The following is a 1,176-nucleotide window of genomic DNA, read 5'->3' as shown; positions in this document are numbered from 1 at the left end:
CCCGGCGGCAGCTCGGCCACCTTGTCGCCGTGGCTCATCCAGACCTTCAGCATCCCGTGGCCTTCGGCCGTCGTGAAATCCTCGATGCCGTCGAGCAGGCGCGTATGGCCGTGCGCACGCATTTCCGCGTAGCCGAATTCGCGATGGTCGCTCCACTCGACCTTGCCGCCGAGCTGCACGGCCATCGTCTGCATGCCGTAGCAGATGCCGAGCACCGGCACGCCGAGATCCCACACGGCCTGCGGCGCGCGCAGTTGATGGTCTTCGTACGTGCTCGCGTGGCTGCCCGACAGGATCACCGCCTTCGGCGCGAACTCGCGGACGAAGTCGTCGGACACGTCGTTCGGATGGATTTCGCAGTAGACGTGCGCTTCACGCACGCGCCGTGCAATCAGTTGGGTGACTTGCGAACCGAAGTCGAGAATCAGGATTTTGTCGTGCATGGCTGCGGACGGGATGAAGAGAATAAGAAAAGCAGCGCACGAAGCGCTGCGTCAAAAGCATGGACAGCGGCGTCGGGCGGCAGGCGGCTCGCGCGACGCATCGCCGGTCAATCCTGCGACGGCGGGCGCGCGTCGAATGCGACGCTGCCTGACGCGCGATCGGATGCGGCCGATGGACCTGCGGCGACCGGTGCCGAAGGCGCCACCGGGCGGCTGACGACCGGCTCGACCCGCGGCGGCTGCGTGGAGGCCGACGCCGGTTCGACCGGACGCCTCGCGTCCCGGCCCTCGAGCGCCTGCGCCCTGTCGGCCCTTTCGCGCCGACGCACGGCCGATGCGAGCCGCACGCCGCCGAGACCGAGCACGATCAGCGCGACCCCGGCCACCGCCGACAGCACCCGGCCGGCGGCCGCCAGCGCGGGACCGCTGCCGGTGCCGATCGACCACACGACCGTCAGCACGCCGGTCAGCCAGTTCACATGGCCGACCGCCCGTGCGACGGGCGCCGTGAGGTCGCCGTTGAACGCCGCATGAAACGCGAGCCACGCGAGCCCGAGCAGCGCGATGCCGAACGCCTGACCGAGCATCGCCGGCTGGATGTTCGCCAGTTGCAGCGCGTCGAACAGCGCCTGCCAGGGCGTCAGCACGAACAGCACGCCGAACGCCAGCAGCAGCACGGCATCGACGATCAGCACGGCTCGCAGCAGCGGTTTCATCGGCGATCAGTCCACGT

2 protein-coding genes are annotated in these 1,176 nt (G+C 69.3%); both read right to left on the bottom strand.

What is annotated here, in order from left to right:
• Nucleotides 1-443: gamma-glutamyl-gamma-aminobutyrate hydrolase family protein (locus JMF90_RS37915; protein ID WP_201326427.1), on the bottom strand; the 443-nt coding region annotated here is incomplete at its 3' end.
• Between the two features lie 107 nt (nt 444-550).
• Entirely contained in the window at nt 551-1,159 is a 609-nt protein-coding gene (locus JMF90_RS37910) for a hypothetical protein (protein WP_011549557.1), read from the bottom strand.
• Nucleotides 1,160-1,176 lie beyond the last annotated feature (17 nt).

This window comes from Burkholderia sp. E168m23, from assembly GCF_016586125.1.
Lineage (GTDB): Bacteria > Pseudomonadota > Gammaproteobacteria > Burkholderiales > Burkholderiaceae > Burkholderia > Burkholderia orbicola.
The sequence above is the reverse complement of the archived record's forward strand: the minus strand, read 5'-3'. Positions and strand labels throughout refer to the sequence as shown.

Excerpts from the sequence above, each read along its gene's own strand:
- JMF90_RS37910 (WP_011549557.1), bottom strand. The coding sequence starts at position 1,159 with ATGAAACCGCTGCTGCGAGCCGTGCTGATCGTCGATGCCGTGCTGCTG.